We start from the raw sequence: 24,520 nt of genomic DNA, 5'->3' as shown, positions 1-24,520 counted from the left end.
ATGAACGACAGAAAGGAGCTTTTATGAGAGGACGTTGGGCACGGCTCCTATTGCTACTCTTAATTGGCTATGTTTGCTTTACTTCTTTTACTTATTTAAGTTCGCAAGTACCCTTAGTCAAAGCAGAAAATCAAGTGGTAAAAGTAGCCCGCAAAGAAAATTTAAAGCATATCAAAGATTTTTATCTCTTTACTAAAGACGAAACTTGGCTTACCGTCAGGGCGGAGAATGCGGAGGGCCGGGAGGTTTACTTCACTTACCAGCCTGATAAAAAAATCAGCCACCAAGGTTTTGTCGATGAAATGGTGACGGAAGAAAATGCCTTGGCCCTAACACGTTATGAAAAACCAAAAGTTCAGGTGAAGGAAGCCCGTTTAGGCTATGAGGATAAGTATTTTGTCTGGGAAGTCAGCTTCATTGATGAAGATGGCCAGCTAGGTTATCATTATATTAACGCCTATAATGCGGTTTGGTATGAAACCATTGAGCGCTTATAGGGCCGGATAGGGGTGTCATATGATTTCTCAAAGAATTCAAAACTTACAAGAATCAAAAACATTAGCAGCAGCGGCTCGGGCACGGGCCTTAAAAGCCGAAGGAAAGGATATTATTTCCTTAACGCTTGGGGAACCTGATTTTAATACCCCTGAGGCTATTATTGCCTATATGAATGAAGAATTAAAAAAAGGCAAGGGCCAGCACTATGCCCCCGCAGCTGGTGAGATAGAATTACGCCAAGCGATTGCCAAATATTACACGGACTGCCATGGGGTTAAGGCAGCAGCGGATGAAGTTTTCACGGCCAATGGTGTCAAAATGGTCCTCTACTATCTTTTCCAAACCCTATTGGATCCAGGGGATGAGGTTTTAATTCCTAGCCCTTATTGGGTTAGCTATGTCGATCAAGTGAAATTGGCGGGTGGGAAGCCCGTTATTGTGGACACATACCAAACCGCCTCTGGCGAGCTTGACGCTAAAGCTTTGGAAGAAAAGCGGACAGAGAAAACAAAAATACTGGTTTTAAACAGTCCGGCCAATCCGGATGGCCATGTTTTATCCGCCGACCGATTATTAGAGATTGGTCATTTTGCCCAGAAGCATGGCTTACTGATCATCACTGATGAAATTTATAACCGCCTACTTTACCAGGGAGCAAGCTGCCCATCTTTGGCCAGCTTGGATGAGCGTTTCAAAGCTTTTACCATTACAGTTAATGGCGTCTCTAAGGCCTATGCCATGACCGGCTGGCGGCTGGGTTATTGCCTGGCTCCCAAAGAAATTATCCAAGCCCTGACCAAATTAGCGAGTCAAGGCAGTGGTAGTCCATCTGGCCCCGCCCAGTATGCTACAATTGGTGCCTTGACAGGCTCCCAAGCTTGTGTGGAAGCCATGCGCCAGCAATTTGAAGAGCGCCTAAAAAAAGCCCATGCCAAACTCCAAGACCTCCCTGGTTTTTCCTGCGGAGAGTTACCAAAAGGGGCATTCTATCTTTTTCCCCATTGCCAAAAAGCGGCGGAGCTTTTGAAGTATCCGGATGTTGACGCCCTAGCTCAAGCCATTCTTGAAGAGGCGGGGGTTGCCACAGTGGCAGGCAGTTCTTTTGGGCAACCGGAATATTTACGCTTCAGCTGTGCAACAGCCAGCGAAACTTTTGCAGCAGGTATTGAACGCATTCGTCGCTTTATGTCCGCCCGCCGGCAGCAATTAGAGGAAAGTAGCTTGGAAGGTTAATGGAACAATATACTGTTTTACGTAACGATATCTTAAAGAACTACCATCAATTGAGCATCACCAATGATGAGATGCTCTTTTTTATCCATCTGCTGAGCTTCTTACAAAAGGGTGAGGCTTTTCCGTCCTTTGATGATTTGCGTGAGCGCTTGGCCTGTAGCCAGCAGGACCTCTATAATTTGGTTAATGGCTTGGTGGAAAGAAAGCTATTGGCGATTGATCAAGTGGATTTACCTAATGGTAAACTAGGCGAGCAATATAGTTTGGCGCCACTTTTTGCTCAGTTTGAAGCTTTTGAGCAACAAGAACGGGCAGCTGCTAAAAAGGAAAATGAGGCTAGTGAGACCAGGAAACTCTTCCGTATCCTAGAAGAGGAATTTGGACGGGGCCTGTCTCCGATTGAATTTGAAATCATTGGCGATTGGCTCTCTCGCGATCATTATTCCATGACGATGATTCTGGAAGCCTTAAAGGTAGCGGTCATGAATGATGCCAGGAATTTACGTTACATGGATAAAATATTACTCAATTGGCAGCAGCAACCTCAAAATAATGTTGAGCGCCGCGGAAAATTTAAAAACCAAACCCCCAAAAATATTCCTCCAGTTCCCATGGAGAAACTCTTTGGGCATGAAAACGAAAAAGCTTAGGGTTAATATTAGAAATGTAGGAGATTTATGACGGACTATGAAGATCAGTCAGCGGTGCTGCATACGCTTCGTGTCTTATTGAAGAGCCATCAGGCTATTTTAAATGCCTTGAAGCAAGATATGCGCACCTATGGCTTAAGTGAAAATGAGTTTATGGTATTAGAATTTCTCTACCACCGGGGTCCCAAAGCCATTCAATTAATTAAAGGGCATTTGGGTATTCCTGATAGCAGCCTCACTTATGTCATTGATGGCTTAAGTGAAAAGGCCCTTGTCAAAAGAAAACGTTGTGATAAAGACCGCCGGAAGATTTACATTAATCTAGAGTCAGCTGGCAGGCAGTTAATGGATGAAATTTTCCCCAAACACAAGGCCTTTGTTGAAAATTTATTTTCGGTTTTATCGAAAAAAGAATTAATACAAATAGACCAACTCAATAAAAGTTTGGGCTTTCATGCGGAAGCCTTACTGAGAGAAGAGAGGTGATTTCATGGTCAGTCTCGAACGCAAACGCCAGTGGCAAGCAGAGCGTGAGCGCCACAATTACCCCGAAGTCGATATTAAGGAAATCAGTAGCCAAGAATTAATGATTGAGGGGGCCTCTTTCACCCTTTTGGAGGAGAGGGGCGAGGCTTTGGATGTGGAGTCCTTAGCGGCTCGATATTCCCCGGTATTGGAGTCCTATGACTATATTTTAGGCGATTGGAGCCACGAACAATTACGTTTGACTGGTTTCTATGCCGATGAGGTGCCGGGAGTTTTCTTCGATAAGAAAATTAATATGCTAGAAGATTTCCTAGCGGAATATTGCAGTTTCGGTTGTAGGTATTTTCTGCTGGCCCGTGCGCGGACACTGGAAGAAATAGAAAACCGCAATCAAGCGCTCGAGGAAGAGAGCCAAGAGAAGCGGCAAAAACGCCGGCAAAACAAAAAACGGCAGCGTAAAAATCGGCGACTGCGAAAAAAATTTAAACCGAGAGAATTGGCGGGGATTGTGGATACCGTTCCACCGGCTAACGCCAAAGGTAAGCGTCGGACGATTACCAGTGGTCTGAAGGCTCATAAAGATCACTTTAATATTAGAAGGAAGAAGTAAAATGCTCGCTATCTTAACCCTTTTGGTGGTCAGTATAACCTTATTGAGTGGGGCCATTAATATCATTGCTCTCTGCCTACCTTTATACTATGCTTTTGCTTATGGCCTACATCTCCCTGCGGCGGTGAATTTGAGTTTTGGCCAGATGTTAGCGAATTACCATGCAGTTTGGCGCTATGTTTTATTTCCTTGGGAAAAGCACCTAGTCATGCCTAATTTTCCGAGTAGTGCCCAAGGGCTCTTTCACTTTGCTGAAGTTAAGACCTTATTTCATGGCAACCAGCTTTTCTTCTTGCTGGGCTTACTGCTCTCTTATTATCTTTTGAAAAAAAGTCGTCAGCAAGGGCTCTCTTGGCAACTAAGTCGTTATTTTAAAGGGTTAATTCCTCTATCGCTTGCTTTAATTTTCGCCTTACTTTTGTTTTTCGCCCCCATTTTTACTGCTTTTCACGAACTTGTTTTCCGAAATGATGCTTGGCTATTCCGTTTGGATCAAGATCCAGTGATTCAAATCCTACCAGAAAGCTACTTCATGGCTTGCTTTATTGGTGTTTTCATTGTCTTTATTTTAGGGCTTTGGCTACTTTCCTATCAGTTAAAAAGATCATAAAAGCAACTCATTGCTTGAGGAACTTTATATTTTCATTGGCGAGCTTCTGCTCGCTTTTTCTTTTGCTACTTATTAAAAAACTATAAGATGATATCGATGAATCAAAAAAGCTATATTTAGTCAACTCTATTTATAAAAACTTAATAAAAATAATAATTAAAGCCTTGCTTTTTTTTTATTATAGGAGTACCATTAAATTATGAAATTGCTTACGCGATTTCAGTAAAGGGTATGCTAGGGGGATAGCAACAATAGCGATAGGAGGAAAAAGGATGTTAAAGTGTCTAAAGAAAAAGAAAGATTTTCTTATTCATTTTGAAATTAAATTAGGGCGAATGGAACCCATGAGTGGCCATTGCTTGGCTTGGTCAGGCTATGCTTTAGTTTATAAAACGGTTGATGCTGATTCCGATTTGAAGGAACGGCTTAAAAAGGTTAGCTTACTAAGTTACGCTTAGTTTGTTGATATCTTCCTGGTATATTTTAGAGGATGGTGAATAATTTTGGAGGCGGTTAAACATGCCCTATCTTATTTGACGCAACAACGGGATTTTTTCTCGGTTGAAGTTGGCCTGTTTAAGGATGAGCCTTTTAAGCCTTTTATTGAGCTGCTTTTTCTCTGGCATTTACTACCACAGCGTTTTAAGAAAAATAATAAGGCTTTAGAAGAATTAAAAGCTTTTATTGATCAAGAACTCTCTCAACTGGATCTTACACCAATAGCTACTATGCCGGCTGCTCTCTCAGCGCTAGCGATTATCGAGCAATACTATCAAGACCATGGGGAAAGCCATCTCAAGCCACAGCTTTCGTGCTTAGCTCAGAAGCATTACCCTTTGCTTGTGGAAGAGCGAGTTGCATACCGCTTGCTGGATGTCGCTTATTCCTTAGAAGCAGTGGGGGTGACTCACCATTTTGGAAGTTTGACCTCACTATATGAAGAGACGGTTTTGTCTAAAGGCCTGCCTATATTTTACTTTTCCCCTGCTGCCATGTACAGCGTGACCCATACCCTATTTTACTTAACAGATATGGGAAGGAAGCCTAAACTACCCCAGAGTATCCCAGATCTTTGCTTTTTACTCAGAAGCCTGCTTGGCGATCGTTTGCTTGAAAAGGATTTTGATATTTTAAGTGAACTCATCTTGGATATTTACTTTCTGGGTTTGGAGGACAACTTTACAGCTCTATTCGATTTAGCTTTTGCAGAAATGGTTAAATTTCAACAAGAAGACGGCTCTTTTCCTCCACCCTTGCCCTCTAAGGCAAGAGATCCTAAAGGAAGATTTAGAGATCACTATCATACGACACTGGTTTGCTTAGGAGCGTTAGTATGGAAACAAGAATTAAACTTAGAAAACGGATCATAAAGCTCTTGCAGGGCGAGTATTTGGATGAGACCTTGTATCTCGCCATGACGAGTCTGTTTGAAATTCGAAATACTTGCCTCCATGCACTCCACTCACCCCTAGGCCTAGAAAGTCGAACTCTTATCAGTGTTTTGGGGCAATATTTGAACGATGAATTAGTTTTCGAGGATTTATTGCATATCTATCCTCTGCACATTAAGCATCATCTTCACTATGCCTTACTATTCCCTGGAGATTATCGAAAGCGCTGCCTGATTCAAGAGCTTAGTGAACAGCCGCTGATCACTTGCCAAGAATGGCCGCAGGGGGAGTGGGAGATCATTACCGGTTTGTTGGCCTATTTACTCGGTCAAACGGCAACCTATCCAGGTCAGCGGGCTAGTGACCGACTCGAGAATGGGAGCCAAGCAGAGAGGGTGAAAACTTACCTGAAAGATCAGGAAGAGAGTTTGTTAGGAACTTATTCCTATCCTTTTATGGAAGCTATGTTTCGGTTAATGCGAGAGGAGGCGGAGGATGTATCGCCCAGATAAATGGCTAACCTGGCTTGAGAGGCAAATGGCAGAGGAAGTTAATGCTAAATTAATCTTGCAGGCTTTAGAGGGAAACGACTCATTACTTGTAGAGCCGCATGAGGTAGACCAAATTCACCCGAGCATTTTGCTAGGTCTTCTGAAATATTGGTTGCCGGATAAGCTCCTGAGTGAGATCTTGAGGGATGAATTAAGGCAGTTGCCAAAAATAGAAAAGCAAGAGCCTATTTTTATGTATTTTCGTTATTGCCTTGGACTGCTAAAGCCAGCAGAAATTAACGCAGAGCGGACGCACCTACAGAAGATGAGCAGGCAAAGCTTACTTTTGAGGAAAAACGATGAGGACAAATTGTATACTGTCAAACTCTGGTTAGAATTATTGGTGGCAGATAAAGAAATAATTCAGGATACCCTGCCTGCCTTGCTTGTCAATCATCTTAGGCACTATCGTTTGCTGGAGGCTTGCCTCCTCATCGAATCTATGGATCAGTATCGTCGCTGTCTTCCAGATACATTTTGGCAAGAAATTTTAACTTTTTTGAAAAATCAGCAAACTGAAGCTGGTTATTTTGGTTATATGGAGCCCTTCTATATCGAGAAACGTGGGCTGAGGGAATTTTGCTTACTGGGTTTTTATTGCTATCTAGTGATTGAATTGCTTGAGAAACAGTGGAAGCTTAATAATATAGCAGCCGATCAACGAAATTCTTGTAAGTAATACAAAGGAGGAAGCAAATGAAGAAGCAATTTTACTTAATTGTGGGAGCTGTTAGCCTGGTGCTATCAAGCTTGGTGGGGATTATGATACCACTTCAATTGAAACAGATGATTGATGGTTCTGAAAATATGCTGCGTTGGGGAACATTAGGCGTGATCTGTGCCTTGTTTTTGGGACAGGCCGTGCTGATGGCTTTTGGTCAATATTGCATTGCTGTTTATGGGGAGAATCAAGTGAGAGAGCAGCGTATTGCCTTGCATCAGCACTTGCTCGCCTTACCACTTCGTTTCTTTCATGATCAAACGAGTGGTGAATTAGCCTCGCGCCTAGTGAGCGATACATTGAGTATTCGTGAATTTATTGCAGATTCTTTGCCAATGTTGATTAGTGGCGGTGTGACGATTGTGGGTTCTTTTGTCGCCTTAATCTACTTGGACTGGAAATTGACCGTTACACTTTTCGGTGCTTTACCCATTTTGGCGGTGATTTTAGCGCCTATTTCTAATTTTGCCGAAAAATTTTCCAAACGGATGCAAGAGAGTATTAGCCATTTGACGAGCTACTTGACCGAAACCTTTCGCAATGTAGCTTACATTAAGGCAACAGCTACAGAAGAGGAGATGAATCAGCGGACACAAACAGTGGTTGGCGATGCTTTCCATGTGGCCAAAAAAATTAGTCTGGTGGATGCTATCGTATACCCAGTCGGTTTAATGTTTTTATTTGGTGCAGTGGCCGTGGTCTTCGGCTACGGAGGTGCTCGGGTAGCAGCAGGAACTTTGAGTATTGGGACTTTGATGTCTTTTTTAATTTTTCTCTTGCAGCTTTTAAATCCTTTTGGTGCCTTATCGAGTATTTTTGCTAATCTTGGCCGAATGAAAGGAGCGCAAGCCAAACTCAAGGAACTAGAAGCCTTACCTGTGGAAAAAGATACGGGTGGCAAAGCCATTCATGCGGGTGACCTCGCTTTTCATCATGTGAGCTTCGCTTATGATGAGAAACCAATCTTAGAGGATCTCTCAATGGAGTTGCCACGCGGTCAACGCATCGCTATTGTTGGCCCTTCTGGATCAGGAAAAACTACACTCATCAATTTACTGCTTCGCCTCTATCCGGTAACTGATGGGGAGATTTGCTTAGATGGCGTGTCGATTGAGCAATTCAATTTGCGCAAATGGCGGCAGGCTATTGCCTATGTCTCTCAGTCAGCATATTTCTTAGATGGCAGCATCTATGACAATCTCACTTTTGGGCTGACACACACACCAACAGAAGAAGAGGTTACAGCCGCTATCCGAGAGGCAAGTTTGGAGCAGGATTTGGCCGATTTCCCCTCCGGATTGAATACCTCTGTGGGCGAGGGCGGAGGCTTGCTTTCCGGCGGGCAGAAGCAACGCCTACAAATCGCCCGTGCTTACCTGCAAAAGGCTGATCTGTTTATCTTTGATGAGGCTACCGCTAATTTAGATGCGGATGCGGAATTTCGCTTCACCCAATACTTAGGGCATCACCTGAATGAAAAGACAGTGTTAATGATTGCCCACCGTCTCTCAACGATTGTGGCGGCAGATTGCATCTACTTCCTCGACCAGGGTCGAGTGACAGGTAAAGGAACCCACCAGGAATTGATGGCCTCCCATCCCGATTACAAACGCTATGTGGAAGAACAGATGCTATCCTAAATTTATTTTCTTGCATTAGCATGTGAGTTGAGTGAGAGGTAGTATTGCGATCGTTTGCTGAATAATATTCACGGCTGTAAAATTTAGAAAAAAAAGCTTCAACTGGCCTGCTTCCCTTTCATCAACGGAAGTAGGCCAGTTTTTGCTATCTTCTTTATGAGAAGATATAGTTTGGTTGTGCTTTTGCTGGTCTAGAAAGATCATTTTTGAAATTCTCCTGGAGAAGAAATCATTTAGCAGATAGCGCTGCTCTGGTGAGGGCCGCCCCTTAATATTAAAATTTGAAACCTTTTTATGAATTGGCAAAGCAAGGGAGGAGCCGTCGCCATCATTAAATACCCTGGACGAAAACAAGCCAAAGGATGAAGGGAAAAACATTGAAATCATTTTTTCTGACCATGACAAGAAAAAAGCTTGATGGGTCCAGATGCCCAATCAAGCTTTTTGCCTTGCTTTAAGCAGGGGTGCTATTGGTTAAAAAGTAAGAATTGGCTAAAAAATCATCTAAATTATCGTAGCAATAGAGGCGTTGTTGGTCAATAACCCAATAGGAATCGAACTGCTCCAGATGCTCCGATAGCAACTGGTGGCTAGCAATGATAAGAGGCTGTTCTCGATTCAGTAAATATTCTTCAATAATTTGTTCTAAGGACCGGTTGAGTCCCTGGTAAGGTTCATCAAAAAGCAAGAGTTGCTTAGGCAAAAGAGTGACCGCTCGGCCTAAGGCTAAGCGCTTTAATTGCCCGCCAGATAGATTCCCTCCGCCGCTTTCAATTTGTGTGGGAAATTGACGAGTGATCTGGAAATTTTTCTTCACATCGGTAAGATCCTTGACGTCGTCAAAAGCGAGGTTAAAATCAAGACCTGCTTCAAAGGCAAAAGCATCTTGAGCAATATAAGCAGCAGTTTTGAGCTTTTTACTGGTGGTCGGATCCAGCCAAGGTGTTAGCAAACCAGAAGCAAGAGCTTTTAGAAGGATGGATTTGCCCGCACCACTTTCACCAACCAGTAGAATTTTGTCCCGGGAGTGAATTTTAAGCTGAGTTTCTCCTAAATTGGTGATTAAAGCGTGCTCATTAACCTTGAGTTGGTTGCCTTCAACAATGATGGTGCGTTGTTTTAATTCTTGGTCAACTAGATCCTCTTCCAGAAAGTCATGAATCTTATTCAGTAGCGGACGTGCTGATAACATAAGGTTATAAGTGCTGACTACAACTTTGAGTGGGGAAATAATACGATCGGAAGACATGAAGACAGCAATTAACAGTGCTAAAGTCGAGTAACCTTTGAAAACCAGAATACTACCAAAAAACAAAGGCAGGATAAAGCAAGCAATCGAAACAGAGCTCAGGAGAAGGTGGGCGAGCGCTTGCAAGTTGTTCATCGCATATAACGAGTCCTCAGTCTCTCTCGTTTCTTGCTGATTATGAGTTAGAAAAAGTTTATTTTTTTTGAATGTTTGGATAATCCCTAGACCAGCGACGATTTCATGAATATGGCTTGTATAATTTTGGACATGCTGGGTCCAAATTTCGGATGATTCTTTGATTCGCCGACGCAAAATCCAAGGTACCGCCATCGGGATGACAGAGAAAAAGGTGAAAATCAGGGAGAGACGGTAGTCTAGATAGAGACTGTAGATGAGAGAGGTTAGTGCAAAGAAAATATAAAAAAATAGGTCAAAAAACACCTTGCTATATGTTGTTTCAACTTGCTTCAAATCATTGAGAAGAAAGGAAACAACTTTTTCGCCATATCGATCTCTGAAGAGGGTAGGAGCCGTAAAATAATGAGCAACAATCTCAGTTTTATAATAATAGTTGAAACTGCGGACAAAGTCGTTTTTTAAACGGTTAAAGAGATAGTAGAAAAGAATAAGGACGGCATACAGTCCCAGGACAATCAGTATCGTTGTCTTCAGTTCTTGCAATTGGTGGTCGTGTAACGCTTCAATGACTACCTTAAATAAATAAGCAAAAATCACTCCTTCACAAGAAGCTAAAAAGGCAACTAGTATTGTCAGGGCAATTTTTCCTTTTGGCCAGACTTTAGATAACATGAGAACCACACACCTTACTTTTAAAATTTAAAAACTATGATTTACTTCAGGTTCTCTTACGCTAACCATGCTGACACCTTCTTTAATGTAATGGCTTACAATAAATTATGTATATATTGTACTGCTTTTATTAATCACTGTCAATATATTTTACCCATTATTTTCTGAGGAATTAAATACCTAAATTGCAATATCAAATTGAACAGTTTCTCCAACTTCATCATATAGACACAGGCTATTTGACAATGGGAACCAACCAGCCTAAGACTATAATTTCTGAATGCTCTTGTAAAAAGTTTTGGTGAAGAATTGCTAAGGTCGTCTTGATAGAATCCTTAAACTTCTCCCTTATACTTGAATTAAAATAGAACAGGAGGAGTCCAATGAGCGATTACATTTTAGAAACTAAGCAGCTATCGAAGCATTTTAAAAAGCAGCAAGTGATTAAGGATGTGTCCTTACGAGTGCAGAGAAATTCAGTTTATGGCTTACTCGGACCTAATGGAGCGGGGAAATCAACGACTTTGAAACTGATAGCGGGTATGCTTCATCCCACGGCAGGGCAAATTCAATTTGCTGGCCACCCCTGGAGTCGAGCTGATTTAAACGAGATTGGTGCTTTAATTGAACGGCCACCTCTCTACGATAATTTAACCGCACGCGAAAATATCCAGGTGAGAACGCTGCTACTTGGTCTTCCAACGACGCGTATTGATGAAGTGTTGGAGTTGGTTGATCTCAAAAATACTGGTAAGAAGAAAAGTGGACAATTTTCTTTAGGAATGAGGCAAAGGTTAGGTATTGCCATTGCCTTATTAAATAAGCCGAAATTGTTGATTCTCGATGAACCCACAAATGGCTTAGATCCCATAGGAATTCAGGAATTACGCCACTTAATTCAAAGTTTTCCCAAGCAGGGAACCACGGTCATTTTATCCAGCCATACTTTGGCTGAGGTGGAACAAGTGGCAGACCATATTGGGATTATCACTGCTGGTGAACTCAGATATCAAAACGCTATTAAACACGAGGACAATTTAGAAGGAATTTTTATGAAAGTCATTCAAGAAGGAAGGGAGCGGTAGAGATGTTGGCTTGTATTCAAGCAGAGCTCATGAAGTACCGGCGGTTGTTTTTGAAAAAACTGCTATGGCTAAATCCTTTGGTTGCCATTGTCTTAGCCTTTATATTAACGCCGATGTATTTTACGATTGATGCTTATAACTGGTGGTATATGCTACTGCAACCGGTGATTTTTGCTCTAATCCCTGCCCTCATGCATCGGCAGGAGGAGGGCAAATTGCATTATCTGGCTATTTTCTCTCTTCCGGTCCGGCTGGATAAGCTTTGGCTGGCTAAGATTTGTACGGCTATTCTATTTCTGATACAAACCAGCTTCTTGCATTTGTTAGGAGTGTTTGGCTTACAGACGCTGATGAATTCACAGGCTACAGCCTCCTATAGCTTCCTACGTTTATTGGGAGCCAGTGTTTTATTATTGCTTTTGAATCTATGGCAGGTTCCGCTTTGCCTATTCTTGGCCAAAAAATTTGGTTTTCTTGTTAGCGTAGTCGCCAATAGTGGACTGAACTTCGTTTTCAGTACTATGCTGGCTACCACCTCTTATTGGCTGTTCTGTCCCTACGCTTGGGGGCCAAGATTAATGCTTGCTGTTCTCCATATTCAACCGAATGGCTTACCTGTTTTGGCCGCTGATCCCTTGCTTAACCAAACGTCCCTGCTTTGGCCTAGCGTGTTTTCAATTCTTTTATTTTCCTGCCTAACCGTTCTAACGGCCCAATGGTTTTCTGCTTTGGAGGTAAAGGCATGATTAGAATTATTAAAGCAGAGTTCTATAGAATAAAGCATACTTGGCTCCCTTACCTTCATGGGCTACTTCCTATCCTTTATGCGGGGATGTTTTATCTAGCGGCAACCACGACCAGTTTAAAAAACTACGATGTGTTGGCCATTAGTGAAATCTACTTAGTTCTTTTAGGGGCTGCCCTGCCAATCGTTTTTGGGGCTATAACCGCGAAGGTTGCAGATATGGAAGCTAATGCGGGAGGCTTTCAAGTCCTTTTGGGCACTCCCCTATCCAGAATCAAAGTTTATAGTGGTAAGTTGCTAGTTTTATTTTTAGGAGCATTTTTTTCCATCAGTCTGGCTGTTCTCTGTTTTGGTTTACTTTTTGGTCAGCAGAGCCTTTATGCTTGGTGGCTAGAAGGCTTTCTCCTCTGGTTAGGTTCTTTATTGACTTACATGCTGCATTTATGGCTTGCCTTGTCTTTTGGGGCAGGGGCGACTTTGGGGCTAGGTTTTGCCGAAAGCCTGCTAGCCTTGCTGGCCATGACTAATTTGGGGGATGGTATTTGGCAATTTCTTCCCGCCACTTGGCCAGCTCGTCTACCAGCTACAGATTTATTAGTAGGGCATATGGCTGATCCAAGTCACCACCTTCACTTATCCCAGGATTTTGAGCGTTGGTTTTATATTGCCCTCCCGTTGACAGTGGTTATTTTTATTGCTTCTTTGCTTTGGTTCAAATGCTGGGAAGGTCAAAGTCGTACGGAATAGGTGAGTATTTAGTGAAGTGATATAATGAAGTTATAAGAGGTGATTTTTGTGGCTAAGATTTTGGCTGTGGATGATGAGTATGATATGCTTCTTCTCGTAAAAAATATTCTCAAAAAGAAAAATTACCAAGTGGATATTACGACAAGTCCACTAACGATTGAGGAGAGTAGGCTTGCCCAATATGATTTAATTTTACTTGATGTGATGATGCCTGACGTGGACGGAGTAGTGTATTGCCAACAGATCCGTAATAAAGTGGATTGTCCTATTCTCTTTTTAACGGCGAAAACAATGGAAGCGGATATAGTGGATGGCTTAGTGAGTGGCGGTGATGATTATATCACCAAACCCTTTGGCGTACAGGAATTACAAGCTCGAGTGGAAGCGCATCTTAGGCGGGAGCAAAGAGAAAAACATACGAGTTTAAATTTAGGGAATATTCGCTTTGATTTATCAGCTCAGGAGCTATTAATTAACGAGGAGAAAATTAATTTAACAAAATCTGAGTACCAAATTGCTGAGTTACTCGCCAGAAGGAAAGGGCAAGTTTTTTCTCGCGAGCAAATTTATGATTTGGTTTTCGGCTATGCGGGGCTAGGCGGCCCCTCAGCCATTTCTGAGCACATTAAAAATATTCGTACCAAATTTAGAAAGGTTGGCGTTATGCCAATTGTAACTGTTTGGGGGTTAGGCTATAAGTGGGAGTAAAGCGAAAGGAACGGTCTCTTAAAAATATCTTTTTTAACTATTTAGTGAGTGTGGGCTTGGGCTTATTATTAGCCATGGCTTTTGTCGCCCTTCTCTTTACGATCTTTTACCGCGGGGGCTTTATAATGCCTGCCAATGAGACAGAAAAGCAAATTTTTGCCCAGCAAGAGAAAATTGCCCAAGCCGAAGAATTTTCCCCAGCACTGATTCCCAAGCCTGCCCGCTATTTGTATTTATCCAGCGGGGGAAGATTGTTGGCTTCGGATATGGATGAGAGCTTGCGTGGGAAGGCTGTGAATTTCCATCAGGAAAAAGTCTCCTCGACTCCAAGAGCAGCATTTATTGAAATTACTCGGCGCGATGGTTACGTAATCATTTATTATTCGTTAGTTCCCCGTTTTACCAATGCTTGGCTGGCAAATGTTTTGCCGAACCCTGATATTTTACTGCTGCTTTTGCTACTTATTTTTAGTTTTCTAAGTACTTTTCTTATCACTATTTTATGGGCCAAACGCCTTACTGAGCAATTAGCTCCGGTGCTGGCTGCCGCGGGTAAAATTACTCAACAGGAGCTAGTGTTTGATATCGGTCACTCTGATATCAAAGAATTTAATGAGGTGTTAATGGGCCTTGATAAAATGAAAACTTCTTTGACGCAAGCCTTGCGAGAGAATTGGCAGCAAGAAGAAAGAAAAAAAGAGGAGCTATCAGCTCTAACCCATGATCTTAAAACCCCTATTGCTATTGTGAGAGGAAATGCAGAACTTTTAGAAGCCACAAAACTTTCGACTGAACAAGGAGAGTATGTTGCTTATATCTTGAAAAATATTAACCGACTGTCAACTTATGCCAGAGCCTTAATGGCGATGAATCTGTCCAACGATGTCGGGGCTTTTGTTTTTGAGAGTCTACCTGCCAGTCAGCTGGTTGAAAAAATAAGGGAGCTCGTGCAGGCGATCGCCGCAGCTAATCAGCTTAACTTAGCCGAAAATATTCATGTCAATCAGGCCCGAATTTTGGTTGACTTAACTCTATTTGAAAGGGCTATCCAAAATATCTTAAGCAATGCTGTTCAATATGCACCGAAAAAGTCAACGCTTGGCGTTGACTTCATCATGACGGGCGAAACGTTAGATATTATTATTTCTGATCAGGGGCTAGGCTTTTCTGTCGAGGCTTTAGAGCATGGGACGGACCAATTTTACCAAAGCGACAAGAGTAGGCACTCCACTAGTCATTTTGGGATTGGCCTTTACTCGGCTAAACAAATTATTTTAGGTCACCAAGGGAAGCTTTCTCTAGGCAATCGGAAAAACGGCAGTGGAGCAGTGGTTAGCATACAATTACCGCTCCTAAAGGCTTAGCTAGCTAGATGCTTGTTGCTTGTATCTTTCTTGACGATAAGTGTTAAGCCAGCTTATTGTTTTTGCTTGTTTATTTTAGTCTGAGAGCAAATCGATTAAAATGCTAGCGAGAGTATTGAAGAAGCAAAGTTCTACCTGCTTCTATGATTCCGTCGGTTTTCCTACTTAGCTCTCTTTTTACCTCTAGGGGGGCGCTTAGGCTAATCAGATTCTTATCTCTTATTTGACTTCATAACGTCAGGTGGTCGCAATCGCCGGCGGCTTTTTTCTAGCTGGTAAATTCTGTAGGGTAAGATGTGTTTTTATTTGTTGAAAATTTTTAAATGCTACAAGGAAGTAAAGGCTTGACTGACAAGGTTAAAATTAGCGGGTCACGATACGGGTAGACCTATTAATAAGGGTGTAGGTGCCGAGCCACTTCAAAGAAATGAAAAGAGCCCACCAGTCCGGTATTAGGCTTGCGGGCACTAGGGTGAGCGGCAAAGGATAAGTATTAATAAGATGCGCTCACTAAAATCAATGGCTGTCTGACCTTGTCTAGAGGCGACAGATTACGAGTAAAGATCTGGAAGCGGTGGTTGGAGATCAAGCTTCCTCGGTGACGAGATCGATAAGGAGCTTTGGAAAGGCAAGATATTTATCTTTCTCACAATATTCATCAATTTGATGGGCAAGGCTGACTTCTCCACAGCCGAAGACCGCAAAGGGGAAAGTTTCGTCCTTATTCCTTAGAAGGTTAGCGGCGTCTGTCACACCAGAAGCCCCTTGAGGCTCAATATCTTGGCCATAGTATTTCTTTCCTAAGCGACTTAACTGCCTGAGTAGTTCGGCTTTCCCATTGGTGAAGACGGCAGGCAAGGAGGTCTCTACCTCGAGCGTTAGCTTTGCACCAGCGTCGTTCTCTTTGGTGACTAAGTCTCTTAAGACCTTCGTCATTTTTTCATTATCGAGTTCAGGGATGGTTCGGCCATTGCATTCTGCCTCTGCATATTCGGGTAAGGAATTAATCTGGTTGCCCCCGGAAATGAGAGTGAAATTCAGTAAAGGCTTGCCCAGAAGTTCGTTTTCAAGGCTGGTCTGGTCGAAGTAGTCACGTGCCCGATCAATAACACGGACGAGGGGGTTAATCGCATTAAAACCTAGATCAGGCATGGAGGAATGAGCCGCTTTTCCTTGTGAGGAAATTTTTATATTTAGGGAACCCTTATGTGCGTAGACAATACCCGTATTAAAAGGCTCGGGAATCAATAAGGAGTCCACATCCTCCATGTAGCCAGCCTCATACATCGCTTGAGAGCCCGCCTGACCATTTTCCTCGCCTGTGGTCAACATCAAGCGGATGCTTCCTTGTTTTAAAAGTTGGTTCGCTTTGATTTCAACCATGGCGATTAGCATGGCCGCCACGCCGGACTTCATATCAGTGATTCCCCGACCGTAGAGCTTTCCCGCCTTTTCGGTGAGTTCAAAGGGAGGAACAGACCATTGCTTTTCATTGCCAGCATCAACGACATCCATATGCCCTGACCAGCCATAAACTGGCTTTCCATTCCCAATTTCCGCAACTAAATTGCTTCTTCCATCGGCAACTGGCAGAATTTTAGCTTCAATATCATATTTTTTAAGGAAATCTCTAATATATTCTGCCACTTCTGTTTCATTGCCATTGACAGAGCGAATGGCAACAAGATCGGCCAAGAGTTGTATTTGTTCTTTTTCAGTCATTTTCATAGGATCACTCCTCCAGAATAAAAACCAATAATTTTGGATTCACTACCGTACGATAGTTTGAAGCTTCATCAAATAAGGAAAAAGCTTTTTCAAGCTAAAGTCGGGTGATTTTTATTCTAACGCAGGCTTTTAAAAAAATAAAATAATTCCCCTTGCGAGCAGATAAGGGAGTCGACTGATAGGAAGCTGTTTAAATGAGGTTATAACTTCCACCAGCTGAACGGCCCCCCTAATCTGGCAGGCCTTCGTACTTGACTGCTGTTGTATGGGTTGCTGGCGCCAGCGCTAGGTTCTAAGCAAGGGAAGGAAGCCTGTTAGGAGCCCTGGTGGCTCATTGGTGGTGTCGAGCAAGAAAGCTGAGGATAACGGTGTGGCTCTTCTTGCCCGCCGCTTGGTTGGTGATGGTTTCGCCGCCCGTACTCATGCGCATGTTTTTGAGATTCAAAAAGCCGTCGCCAGCAAAGATATGGCCAGCATGTGGGTAGATATGCAACTCTGACTTCTGGGGCACCTGCTGGTGGAGCAGCTTGGCCATCGTGGCCCTATCCCAGACCTGATCATCTTCTCCTGCCAGCAGGCAGATATGGGCTTGGGAATTTTCAATCGGAATGCGTTTTTTTCCGCTTGCTCGTCCATCTCAACCGCTGTTTTATAAGTATTCCGGTAAGAAACGATATTTTTCGTTAGGCTTGGCCAAATGATACCTTTGAGGAAGGCGTCAAAAAAACTTTTGGTAATATCAATATAGGGGAGCGCTTGCCGCTGCCATGTCCACGAGGAACCACGTTTTTCAAAATCAAGTCCCGCAAAGGTATAGGCGGAAGGGGCCAGGGCAACCACATGGGTGACTTTGGGGTATTTAGTGGCCCAATGGAGTACATATTCAGCGCCCTTGGAAAGCACCTAAGAGGGTCAGAGGCTCCTCCATTTTGGGATCAATATGCAGGTAGTCCAGCATATTCTGGAATTGCTCTAGGGGAATATTCACGAGGGTTTTCGGCTGGTTGGGCAGGCCAAACATAAACACCGCTAAGGTTTATAACCTTGCTCTGCCAAGCTTTTGGCGGTATCAAAATTTGGGCCGCCTTCAGAACCGCCGTAGCAAATAATGACACCGGAATGGTGCTTTCTATCGGGCAGGAAGTGGAGGCCTTGCATGCTTTTCTGATGCACTTCCTTGACAGTAACGTGGGGCATACTTTTGGGATAGAGCTTGAGGTTGGTGGGCTGGCTGTAGTAGGTGGGAGAATTATTAGCGACTTGGCCATATTTTTTGCCATTCAAAAAGCGCAGCAAAAAATATTTCCCGCTGCCAGCAGTAGGAGGACGAGTAGGCTAAAAAAATACGTTTGACAAGTTTCATGGTAACCTCCAGTCAGGTCGCAAGGGGTGAAGATAAGTTTATTTTACGGATGCCAATCAATATCTGTCAGTGAAGAGCTATCATTTTGCCTTTGATGAAGGTTAAAGGCATGGGAAGGTCGAATTATTCACATGCTTTAAGACGGCTGCCTGTCCTCTTATTTATCGTCAAACTTGTGCTTGAACAGACCTTTAGGAGCTTATCTTATCGTAATGATTAGCGGACTAATTGATCGTTCCCCTGAGACTGGGTTTTGTCCTAGCCTCACTGGCGTCTGCCAAGTGGCTCTTTGTTCTCATAGCGACCGAAAAGGAGCGAGTGGCATCTTCTTCCTAGGACTTTAAAATTTGATAAGCTTTTTTGACTTGTCCTTTTCTTCTCCAATCTTATTGGGGTATAATAACGCTATAAAAATCATCGAGGAGGCACCCATGAGAAGCTATCAGAACAAGGAAGAGCTCAAAGCAGAAATCCAGAAAACGTTTAACAAATATATTGGCGAGTTTTTAGCTGTTCCTGAAAAATTGAAGGATTTGAGGGTTGAGGAGGTTGATCGGACGCCAGCAGAAAACCTCGCCTATCAAGTCGGCTGGACCAGCTTACTTTTGCAATGGGAGGCTGACGAGCGGCAGGGGAGATCTGTCAAAACTCCGTCAGCAGATTTTAAGTGGAACGAACTCGGTGAGTTGTACCAGTGGTTTTATCAGGAGTATGCTTCCCAGTCCCTCGCCGCTCTTAAGGAACAGTTACAACATAATGTGAGTGATATCCTGGTGATGATTGATCACTTGAGTGAGGAAGAATGCTTCCAACCCCACCAACGACAATGGGCGGACGAAGCAACCAAGACCGCCTTATGGCCGGTCTATCAATTTATTCATGTGAATACGGTGGCTCCTTTTGGTACATTTCGCACGAAGATCAGGAAATGGAAAAAGCTAGCCCTCTAAATAAGGGATTTATTGGAGGTTCACCGAACGGGCCTGATTGTTATGAGGACTGACTAGGCGACTTAAATTGTAGACAATATTTTTTTCAAAAGCCATCGTATTTCATTAAGGAAAGGATGATCGTATGCGTGGTTATGTGTATACCCCAGTGCGTTCTAAGACGATGCTGCCAGTGGGAGATGGGCATCAGTTACACGTGGAGGAGTGCGGCAATCCCAATGGCCTGCCGATTGTTTTCTTGCACGGAGGACCAGGCGGGGCGGTGACTGAAAAATCTCGTCGTTTTTTTAATCCAGAAAAGTATCGGATTATTTTATTTGACCAACGGGGGTGTGGTCAGAGTCAGCCACTGCGTTCCTTGAAATCGAACACAACCTTCGCTTCGGTGGCTGATATGGAAATTATTCGGGAATATTTTGGCCTATCAGAATGGTTGATTTTTGGTGGTAGTTATGGGTCAACCCTTGCTTTGACGTATGCGATTATGCATCCTGAAAGGGTAGGACATTTATTTTTACGGGGGGTATTTCTCGGACGCCAGAGTGATATTGATTGGATGATTGAACGTGGCGGGGCGAGCGAATTTTTCCCAGCTGAACATGAAAGCTTTGCCGCCTGGGTGCAAGATAGCCGGAAAAGCTCCTTAGTAGCGGCTTATTATCAGCGCATGTGCCAGGGTAGCTCTGAGGAACGTGCAGAGGCCGCCAAGCGCTGGGCAGAGTGGGAAGGCGGACAGACAACAATTCAACCAGATTTTTCAGGTGAGGCAGAGGTGCAGGATTGGCAAAAAACGATTGGTCTCTTGGAAGCTCATTATTTTGCACAGGGTTTCTTTCCTAAAGAAAGTGATCAATTTATTCTTAATCATCCCGATAAGTTAGCGGCTTTGTCAATGGATATTGTTCATGGTCGCTTCGACACTATTTGCCGCTTAAGTGGCGCCTATGAATTAGCCCGAGTTTGCCCTAAGGCACGCCTCCATATTATGGAAGAGAGCAGTCACTCCCCCTATGAAGCCCACATGTTCCAAAAGTTAGTCGAGTTACTCGATGACTGGGAGCCTGAAAACTAGTGGCTTGTTAAAGCGCTTTTCCGCTCTTGTCTAATTGTCTCACTAAGGTATTGTGTTGTGAAAACAAAAGTAAAAAACCCTAGAACAAGGGAATTGCTTTGTTAACTCAATGTGTTGCCAGGCTGACCTCAGACGATTAAGGTACTTGCCCTATAAGTTTATTCGACTTCTAGGGCTTTTACTTTGCTTATCTATTCACATAGAAAGTTTTACTTTCCTCTGGGAGAATCAATGAATTAATTAAAGAAACCAATGCTTTCATAAGACTTGATTAATTCAGAGATACAGTCTACCCTGACCCTTACTCACTATCAGCCAATAACTAAAACTCAGATTTGAAGTATATGTTTGTTTGCAGGAAGAAGGAAGATGAGTCTTGTGAACATCTCTGCTTTGCAAAAAAATGCCAATCTATGGGGGAAATTGGCAGAACGCTGTCAGGTCTGATCATCGGAATACCGATACGTCAAAACAGAAAATTATTTAACAATGTTTAAAATGGTAAATAATATATTAAGTATTATATATATATTAAATGTTTATGATATATTATGTTTATACAGTTATGAAAGGGGTTTATATCGTTTTGAGTTTCTAATAAATTTAGTGGTAGCTACTAAATCTTCTGATTTGTATCAGTATTGTGAGATCTTCAAGGCTATTGTTTGTTCTACAGGCTTTCCTAGATTACAAAAGTTTTCAAAATTTTTGGCAAAAGTTGTTGCTAGCAGTTCAGAAGGAGGACGATCATGCTTCATCCGTTATTTAAGCAATTACTCAGGAAATATAAAGGTTTCCTCGTTCTGAGTATTGTTGTTGTTTTACTTTCCGCTGCCTTAAATGCAGGAGCGGGTTATAGTTTGTCGTATTTTTTCGATGTTTTTGAGGTTGGCAAGGGAGAGCAAATGCATCGCCTTTGGCAAATTGGGGGGTTCAGTTTGTTGATTTGGTCACTCAACCTCCTATTTTTATACCTGAGTAGCATTACAGAGGCAAAATTTCAACAATTACTCAAGAATGCTTTCCGCCAGCAGGTGATTGAACACATTAGTCAGAAAACATATGAAGAGTTTTCCCAAGAAAACAGTGGGACATATCTTTCTTGGCTAACTAATGACGCTAAAGAAATTAATGAGCGCAGCTTTGTTCCCTTTTTGTCGTTGTTTAGTACCATCTTCGCTGTTCTAGCTAGCTTTGTGGCGTTGTATCTGTTAGACGTTTGGATTAGTATAGTAGCTATTGGCTTCTTTGTTTTGAATATGCTTGTGCCGCAACTTGTTACTCCCTTAGTGGAGCGGGATGCTCAAGCATTAACGATTGCCCAGGACAAAACCACTGGGCAGATGAAGGATACGCTCATGGGCTTTGGCGTTTTTTATACAACAAATCGCTTATTGCGGATGATTCCCCTCATTACTAAGGCGTCTACCCATCTTGAAGAACGTCAGTTTACCTATAATAAAACCCAAGCTTTGGCTCAAACCCTTACTGTTCTTGTCAGCTTGTTAGCTCAGGTCGGCCTGTTAGCCTTTGCCGTCCTTCGTGCGGTACAGGGATCAGCACCTATGGGGGCTGCTTTGGCTGTGGCAAATTTAGCAGGAGGTTTCTACAATAACATTGGCGGTATGATTAAATCCTGGATCACGTTAAAAGCTTCCAAACCAATTTGGAATAAGTATGCAGAAGCTGAGCAGACTTCGACAGATTTGCCCAAGAAAGAAATACCACAAGTGAAAAATATTCGAGTGGCGGACGTGCATTTCAGCTATCCAGATAGCGATAAGGTCTTCTCCTTTGATCATATAGATTTTACTTTTCCCAAAAACTATGCCATTTCAGGAGCAAGTGGCTCAGGAAAAAGCACTCTGATGAAACTCATTTCTGGCCTGTATCGTCAGTTTGACGGTCATATCTATTTGAATCAAGTCGATATTAAAAATCTGAAGCAAAGTTCGGTGGCTAAGGATGTTGTTTACATGGATCAGCAGGCTTATATTTTTAGCGGCAGTCTGCGGGATAATATCAGTCTTTATGATAACAAGGTTTCTGATGAAGCTATTATCGATGTTTTAAAAACTGCTGGCTTAGAGAATTTCCTGCAGGAGTTACCTCAGGGCTTAGATACGAAAATGAAAGAAAATGGAAAAAATATCTCCGGAGGCCAGCGCCAGCGTTTGGCCTTGGCAAGGACGCTCTTGCTGAAGCCACATTTTATTATTATCGATGAGGGAACCTCGCAATTGGATGAAAAGACGGCCAAGGGGATTGAAGAAATCCTATTGAGCCTAGAAGACGTTAGTGTTATCGTGGTTAGCCATCATTTTAATCTGGAAACGAGTGCTTATGACCAAGTGGTGCGTATCTAAATCTAAGAACTCATATTTCTAAAAAGGATGCTGAATCAGATATATTGTTGCCCCTCAAGGTTAGAGTATAAGGTTAACCTTGAGGGGCCTTTAATGTTCCAATCTGCAACTTGGCCGAATAAATATCCTTGGTAAGCGCCTCACATTTGCTGGCCTTTCGTAGAGTACTATGGTAAAATGAGAGCAAAGTAAGAAAGTGAGGTTGCGATACAGCCATGGCAAACATCGCCTAGCATGTGAAAGAAAGAAATCTGCTTTTAGCAGGCTTTCTTTGGCATGCTTTTTTGTATGGTTAAAGTTTGTTGACCGATGCAAGGAGGCGATAGGATGCTAGCTATCCAATGTCAAAATTTAGAACAAGCATATGATGGACGTTGCATTTTTTCAAACATCAATGTCACGGTCAGCTGGGGTGAAAAGATTGGGCTCGTCGGCTTAAATGGCAGTGGAAAATCTACGCTGTTAAAAGCTCTAGCCCAGGGTTATGGGACAGCAGGAGATATTGATAGGTATGGGAAGGTCGCTGTATTACCCCAAGTGGAGGTAGATGAAGGGCAGTCAGCGGGTGAGGCAGTCAGAAATCGACTTCGACTTTTGTTGGCGGGGCCAGCGGATATTTTGCTTCTTGATGAGCCGAGTGCGAATTTAGACTTTAAACAGCAAGAGTGGCTTCTGTCCTATCTAAAGCATACAAGGAAGACATTGATTATTGCCAGCCATGATGAAGTCTTGCTGGATGCAATACCAACGAGTATTTGGGCACTTGATGAAGGGCGTTTAACAGTTTATCCGGGAAACTATGCTGCGTACAAAAAAGCCTTAGCCGTTAAATGCCTGCAGCAAGAAAAAGCCTATTGCAATTACCAAGAGGAAAGGCAAGCCCTAAAGGAAGCCATTCAGAAAAAGAAAGCCCAGGCAGAAGGGCTAACGACCATGCCGAAGAATGGTAATCGTTCAGAGTGGAAAGTCAATAGCTTTATGGGGTCGTATGATGGCCAGGAGCGGCGTTTAGCTAAATCAGCGAAGGACATGGCAAAAAGACTCGAACGTTTAAAGGAAGTTCAGCGTCCTGCTGTAGCAAAAACCTTGCATTTTAGAAGCGTGGGACGGGTTTTAGCAGATCAGCGGACCCTAATCCATCTTGCCGACGGTTTTCGAGTGCGTCGTGCTAGCACAGAACTATTTACGGGGCAAAGTTTTCATTGGCGAGCGGGTGAGTGCATTGCCTTGCAAGGCGGAAATGGTACGGGCAAGACGACCTTTCTTCGCGCTTTGGCTGAGGAGCAACTGCCAGGCTACTATGCGCCCAACTTGCGCTGGGGAATTTTTGACCAAAATCTACGGCAGTTAAGGCCGGAAAAAAGCCTCATGTCACAGCTGGAGGATGAGAGTTTACAACCACCACAAGTTATCCAACAACTCTTAATGCTTCTTGCCCTATCCCCTGACAAGTGGCAGCGCCCCTTTGCTCATTTGAGTGGTGGGGAGCAGATGAAGGGGCAAATGGCAGCCTTGCTCTTAGGGGATTATGATGCTTTGTTGTTGGATGAACCTACCAATTATCTGGATCAAATTGCCTTAGAGGCCCTAACCCGCTTTATAAAGGCCTATCCGGGGAGCATTTTGCTGGTCTCGCATGCGGAGAGCTTCCTTAAGGAACTAAATTTGCCCACTTATCGGATTAAAAATCATCAGTTGCTATCTCCTGACGTGGTAATTGAGGCGCAAACACAGCGTGAGAAGGAGTTGCAGCTTCTCGCCTTTAGGCGTGATAAGTTGCTGCAAGACCCTAGTGTCTCTTTGACTCAACTTGCAGATTTAGAGCTGAAAATTCAAAACTTGCGCCAGAAACCCTGAATAGATCACAAACAAGCTTTGAGTCTTTTAATGAATGCTTAAATTTTATTAATTCTCTTTTTCTGCCCAGTCGTCCTAAATGGGTC

The 24,520-nt window shown here is 43.1% G+C and carries 26 protein-coding genes; 20 read left to right on the top strand and 6 right to left on the bottom strand.

Features of this window, described 5'->3' with window-relative positions:
• The first annotated feature begins 23 nt into the window (after positions 1-23).
• From WF803_RS01050 to WF803_RS01000, 11 genes are all read left to right on the top strand, one after another.
• The gene (locus WF803_RS01050) at positions 24-497 is read left to right on the top strand and encodes a cell wall elongation regulator TseB-like domain-containing protein (RefSeq protein ID WP_489611284.1); all 474 of its coding nucleotides are present in this window, start codon (positions 24-26) and stop codon (positions 495-497) included.
• Between the two features lie 19 nt (positions 498-516).
• Complete coding sequence (locus WF803_RS01045) at positions 517-1,731, top strand: pyridoxal phosphate-dependent aminotransferase (RefSeq protein ID WP_489611283.1); 1,215 nt, start codon at positions 517-519, stop codon at positions 1,729-1,731.
• Positions 1,731-2,381, top strand: coding sequence for a DnaD domain protein (locus WF803_RS01040; RefSeq protein WP_489611282.1), 651 nt, complete (start codon positions 1,731-1,733; stop codon positions 2,379-2,381). The genes WF803_RS01045 and WF803_RS01040 overlap by 1 nt, the downstream gene beginning before the upstream one ends.
• Before the next feature lie 27 nt (positions 2,382-2,408).
• A complete protein-coding gene (locus WF803_RS01035) occupies positions 2,409-2,867 on the top strand; it encodes a MarR family winged helix-turn-helix transcriptional regulator (RefSeq protein ID WP_489611281.1) in 459 nt (152 codons plus the stop codon).
• 4 nt (positions 2,868-2,871) lie between these two features.
• Complete coding sequence (locus WF803_RS01030) at positions 2,872-3,477, top strand: YutD family protein (RefSeq protein ID WP_489611280.1); 606 nt, start codon at positions 2,872-2,874, stop codon at positions 3,475-3,477.
• Position 3,478: 1 nt separating this feature from the next.
• A complete protein-coding gene (locus WF803_RS01025; protein ID WP_489611279.1) occupies positions 3,479-4,087 on the top strand; it encodes a TIGR01906 family membrane protein in 609 nt (202 codons plus the stop codon).
• A 272-nt stretch (positions 4,088-4,359) separates the two neighbouring features.
• Positions 4,360-4,545 (top strand): hypothetical protein, encoded by a 186-nt coding sequence (locus WF803_RS01020; protein ID WP_489611278.1) that lies wholly within the window; start codon positions 4,360-4,362, stop codon positions 4,543-4,545.
• A 45-nt stretch (positions 4,546-4,590) separates the two neighbouring features.
• A complete protein-coding gene (locus tag WF803_RS01015) occupies positions 4,591-5,457 on the top strand; it encodes a DUF6895 family protein (RefSeq protein ID WP_489611277.1) in 867 nt (288 codons plus the stop codon).
• The gene (locus WF803_RS01010) at positions 5,421-5,990 is read left to right on the top strand and encodes a hypothetical protein (protein ID WP_489611276.1); all 570 of its coding nucleotides are present in this window, start codon (positions 5,421-5,423) and stop codon (positions 5,988-5,990) included. The genes WF803_RS01015 and WF803_RS01010 overlap by 37 nt, the downstream gene beginning before the upstream one ends.
• 25 nt (positions 5,991-6,015) lie before the next feature.
• Positions 6,016-6,708: a hypothetical protein gene (locus WF803_RS01005; protein ID WP_489611275.1), complete on the top strand. Its 693-nt coding sequence runs from the start codon at positions 6,016-6,018 to the stop codon at positions 6,706-6,708.
• Positions 6,709-6,725: 17 nt separating this feature from the next.
• A complete protein-coding gene (locus tag WF803_RS01000) occupies positions 6,726-8,390 on the top strand; it encodes an ABC transporter ATP-binding protein (RefSeq protein ID WP_489611274.1) in 1,665 nt (554 codons plus the stop codon).
• 15 nt (positions 8,391-8,405) lie between these two features.
• Here the strand turns inward: WF803_RS01000 and WF803_RS00995 are convergent, their stop codons facing one another.
• Positions 8,406-8,825, bottom strand: a complete 420-nt coding sequence (locus tag WF803_RS00995; RefSeq protein ID WP_489611273.1) for a hypothetical protein — start codon at positions 8,823-8,825, stop codon at positions 8,406-8,408.
• A 19-nt stretch (positions 8,826-8,844) separates the two neighbouring features.
• Positions 8,845-10,449 carry an ABC transporter transmembrane domain-containing protein gene (locus tag WF803_RS00990; protein ID WP_489611272.1) on the bottom strand — a complete coding sequence of 535 codons (1,605 nt, stop codon included), beginning with the start codon at positions 10,447-10,449 and terminating at the stop codon, positions 8,845-8,847.
• A gap of 383 nt (positions 10,450-10,832) precedes the next feature.
• Between WF803_RS00990 and WF803_RS00985 the strand changes: the two genes are divergently transcribed.
• From WF803_RS00985 to WF803_RS00965, 5 genes are read left to right on the top strand one after another with little or no spacing between them, the layout of a single operon-like run.
• Positions 10,833-11,534, top strand: coding sequence for a lantibiotic protection ABC transporter ATP-binding protein (locus WF803_RS00985; RefSeq protein ID WP_489611271.1), 702 nt, complete (start codon positions 10,833-10,835; stop codon positions 11,532-11,534).
• Positions 11,535-11,536: 2 nt separating this feature from the next.
• Positions 11,537-12,280, top strand: a complete 744-nt coding sequence (locus WF803_RS00980) for a lantibiotic immunity ABC transporter MutE/EpiE family permease subunit (protein ID WP_489611270.1) — start codon at positions 11,537-11,539, stop codon at positions 12,278-12,280.
• On the top strand, positions 12,277-13,026 hold the full coding sequence (locus WF803_RS00975; RefSeq protein ID WP_489611269.1) for a lantibiotic immunity ABC transporter MutG family permease subunit: 750 nt from the start codon (positions 12,277-12,279) through the stop codon (positions 13,024-13,026). Before WF803_RS00980 ends, WF803_RS00975 begins: the two co-directional genes overlap by 4 nt.
• Positions 13,027-13,074: 48 nt before the next feature.
• Positions 13,075-13,734 (top strand): response regulator transcription factor, encoded by a 660-nt coding sequence (locus WF803_RS00970; protein ID WP_489611937.1) that lies wholly within the window; start codon positions 13,075-13,077, stop codon positions 13,732-13,734.
• Positions 13,725-15,098, top strand: a complete 1,374-nt coding sequence (locus tag WF803_RS00965; protein ID WP_489611268.1) for a sensor histidine kinase — start codon at positions 13,725-13,727, stop codon at positions 15,096-15,098. Before WF803_RS00970 ends, WF803_RS00965 begins: the two co-directional genes overlap by 10 nt.
• Before the next feature lie 585 nt (positions 15,099-15,683).
• Here the strand turns inward: WF803_RS00965 and WF803_RS00960 are convergent.
• From WF803_RS00960 to WF803_RS00945, 4 genes are all read right to left on the bottom strand, one after another.
• Positions 15,684-16,826, bottom strand: a complete 1,143-nt coding sequence (locus tag WF803_RS00960) for an ArgE/DapE family deacylase (RefSeq protein WP_489611267.1) — start codon at positions 16,824-16,826, stop codon at positions 15,684-15,686.
• 331 nt (positions 16,827-17,157) lie between these two features.
• A complete protein-coding gene (locus tag WF803_RS00955; RefSeq protein WP_489611936.1) occupies positions 17,158-17,436 on the bottom strand; it encodes an acyl-CoA thioester hydrolase/BAAT C-terminal domain-containing protein in 279 nt (92 codons plus the stop codon).
• A 273-nt stretch (positions 17,437-17,709) separates the two neighbouring features.
• Entirely contained in the window at positions 17,710-17,853 is a 144-nt protein-coding gene (locus tag WF803_RS00950) for a hypothetical protein (RefSeq protein WP_489611266.1), read from the bottom strand.
• Positions 17,854-17,855: 2 nt separating this feature from the next.
• Positions 17,856-18,110 (bottom strand): hypothetical protein, encoded by a 255-nt coding sequence (locus tag WF803_RS00945; RefSeq protein ID WP_489611265.1) that lies wholly within the window; start codon positions 18,108-18,110, stop codon positions 17,856-17,858.
• 510 nt (positions 18,111-18,620) lie between these two features.
• On the opposite strand from WF803_RS00945, the gene WF803_RS00940 reads away from it, so the two are divergent.
• The 4 genes from WF803_RS00940 (at position 18,621) to WF803_RS00925 (ending at position 24,434) form a co-directional block, all read left to right on the top strand.
• A complete protein-coding gene (locus WF803_RS00940; RefSeq protein ID WP_489611264.1) occupies positions 18,621-19,139 on the top strand; it encodes a ClbS/DfsB family four-helix bundle protein in 519 nt (172 codons plus the stop codon).
• A gap of 124 nt (positions 19,140-19,263) precedes the next feature.
• Positions 19,264-20,211 (top strand): prolyl aminopeptidase, encoded by a 948-nt coding sequence (gene pip, locus WF803_RS00935; protein ID WP_489611263.1) that lies wholly within the window; start codon positions 19,264-19,266, stop codon positions 20,209-20,211.
• Between the two features lie 749 nt (positions 20,212-20,960).
• On the top strand, positions 20,961-22,577 hold the full coding sequence (locus tag WF803_RS00930) for an ATP-binding cassette domain-containing protein (RefSeq protein WP_489611262.1): 1,617 nt from the start codon (positions 20,961-20,963) through the stop codon (positions 22,575-22,577).
• Positions 22,578-22,904: 327 nt separating this feature from the next.
• Positions 22,905-24,434: an ATP-binding cassette domain-containing protein gene (locus tag WF803_RS00925; RefSeq protein ID WP_489611261.1), complete on the top strand. Its 1,530-nt coding sequence runs from the start codon at positions 22,905-22,907 to the stop codon at positions 24,432-24,434.
• Positions 24,435-24,520: the final 86 nt, after the last annotated feature.

It is taken from the genome of Aerococcus sp. BD502 (assembly GCF_057919555.1).
The sequence above is the reverse complement of the archived record's forward strand: the minus strand, read 5'-3'. Positions and strand labels throughout refer to the sequence as shown.